The sequence below is a fragment of the Arachidicoccus sp. genome (genome assembly GCF_050436765.1).
Taxonomy (GTDB): domain Bacteria; phylum Bacteroidota; class Bacteroidia; order Chitinophagales; family Chitinophagaceae; genus Arachidicoccus.
Map to the genome: position 1 here is coordinate 1 of NZ_JBNQGD010000277.1, position 2,565 is coordinate 2,565.

The following is a 2,565-nucleotide window of genomic DNA, read 5'->3' on the forward strand; positions in this document are numbered from 1 at the left end:
TAGTCTCAAAAGACGGCAAAGTGGAGTATGTTAGAGCCTTGAATGACCCCGGGTTTGGCACTAAAGAAGAGGCTGTCCGCTTAATTTCTTCAAGTCCAAATTGGAAGCCAGCCACACTTTTTGGAAAGGAAGTGCCATTTACCAAGACACAAGAAATTATTTTTAATGTTGAATAAAGGAGCGTAAGCCGGTCAGGCTGTTCACTCATTATCAAATCTTTCGACCCGCTGAATACCGGCTAATTGCTTTAGGCGGTGAACTAACTCGTCCAACTCCTCTTTATCGTGTACAAATACTTTAACTTTGCCCTTAAATAACCCATCTTCAGATTCGATAGTGAGTGCTGAGATATTAATACGAAGGTCACCGCTGATAATATTGGTGATTTTATTGATTACCCCCACGTCATCTACCCCTATAATCTCTACTCTGGTTAAGAAAGAGATTTCCTTATTTTTCGCCCATTTGGTCTTCACGATTCTATGTCCTTGATTGGCCATTAATTGTGCCGCGTTTGGACAGTTGGTTCGGTGAATAATTAAACCTTTACCAACACTTACAAAGCCAAAAACATCATCACCGGGAATAGGGTGACAGCAGTTCGCGAGCGTATACATTATCTTATCACTGCTCTCTCCAAAAATAATTAATTCCGAGTCTTTTTTAGAGAAATTTTTGGATTCAGTCTCCTCGGAGTAGGGAATTTTTTCTAATTTTTCTCGTCTCGGGGGCTCTAATTTGTCACCTGAAACAGTAAATTCTTTGAGTTCTTTTAAGTCTATTTTTTTAATAGCGATATTATAATACAAATCGAGGTGTGAGGTCAACTTATAAAAAGTTACTAACTCATCAATATTATAAGTGGATGCAGGGACACCTAAATTTTCCAATTTACGGCTTAATGTGTATTTCCCGTCTTCCGCAATGCTACGTTTTTCTTCTTTAAGCGCGTCTTTTATTCGACTTTTGGCCTTGGCAGTTGCTACCAGAGTAAGCCAGTCTTCATTTGGTTTTTGTTTGTTGCTAGTGATAATTTCTACCTGATCACCGCTACGCAATTTGTGACCAATAGGAACAAGTTTGTGATTGACTTTTGCCCCAATACATTTCTGTCCTACTGCTGAATGTATTGAAAATGCAAAATCAAGTGCTGATGAACCTTTGGGCAACATTTTTACATCTCCCTTTGGGGTATAAACATATATTTCTTCTGCAAGAAAACTTGTTTTAAAATCTTGTAAGAAGTCTATACTGTCGGTACCCTGGGAGCTGATCATCTCGCGTATTTGCCCAAACCATTGATCAAAGCGATCTTCATTGTTGGTTCCTTCTTTGTATTTCCAGTGTGCGGCCAATCCTTTCTCAGCAATTTCATTCATACGACGTGTACGTATTTGTACCTCTACCCATTTCCCTTGTGGCCCCATAACAGTAGTATGTAAAGCTTCGTAACCATTACTTTTCGGATTGCTTAACCAATCACGCAAGCGTTCAGGGGCAGGTGTGTAAGAGTCGGTAATCATGGAATATACTTTCCAACATTCTTCTTTTTCTTTTTCAGGGGTAGAATTGAGCAGGACACGAATGGCAAAAAGGTCATATACTTCTTCAAATAAGACACTTTTCTTTTTCATTTTATTCCAGATAGAATGAATGCTCTTGGGGCGGCCATATATCTCGAAGTCAAAGTTGGCTGCTTGCAGTTTTTCTTTTATAGGTTTAATAAATTCATTAATATAGCGGGTACGTTCTCTTTTTGTTTCGGCTAGTTTTTTTGCGATGTCTCTATATTCTTGAGGCTCAAGGTATTTCATAGACAGATCTTCCATTTCTGTCTTGATAGCATAGAGTCCCATTCTGTGGGCAAGTGGTGCATATACCCAAACTGTTTCACTGGCAATTTTCAATTGCTTTTCCGGTTTCATCCAATCGAGGGTACGCATATTGTGTAAGCGATCGGCTAGTTTTATTAATATTACACGGGGATCATCTGTGAGGGTTAAAAGTATTTTCTTGAAATTTTCAGTTTGCTGTGAGGTGCTTGCATCTACTACAGTCGAAATCTTGGTAAGTCCATCAACAATTTTTGCAATTTCATTCCCGAATTCGCGCGTAATATCGTCGATTGAAATATCCGTATCTTCAACCGTATCATGTAGCAGAGAACAGATGGTGCTTCGAACACCTAATCCTATTTCTTCAACACAAATCATCGCGACCGCAATAGGGTGGAAGATATATGGTTCGCCACTTTTACGGCGCATAGTTTCATGAGCATCGGCTGCTATTTCAAAAGCATGTCGTACAACTTCTTTGTCTCCTTTTTTAAATTTGGGCCGAAGTGCGCGCAATAATGAACGATAACGTCGAAGAATTTCTTTTCTCTCCTGTTCTTCGTTTAAAGCGTATTTAATTAATTCGTTGGTTTTTGTGGTTTGTTTCAAGTGCTGCTCTATTATAAAAACGAATTTAAACAATTTGCACAGAGCTGTGAAAAATTATTTGTTACAATAGGTTGAATTTTATTTTTGATATTTCCAATTCCTACTTTTCCCTTCAGAAATC

1 protein-coding gene is annotated in these 2,565 nt (G+C 38.6%); it reads right to left on the reverse strand.

Translation table 11 applies throughout. From position 1 onward, the window contains the following. Positions 1-200: 200 nt before the first annotated feature. Positions 201-2,444, reverse strand: a complete 2,244-nt coding sequence (locus ACQR30_RS11995; protein WP_429735393.1) for a RelA/SpoT family protein — start codon at positions 2,442-2,444, stop codon at positions 201-203. Positions 2,445-2,565: the final 121 nt, after the last annotated feature.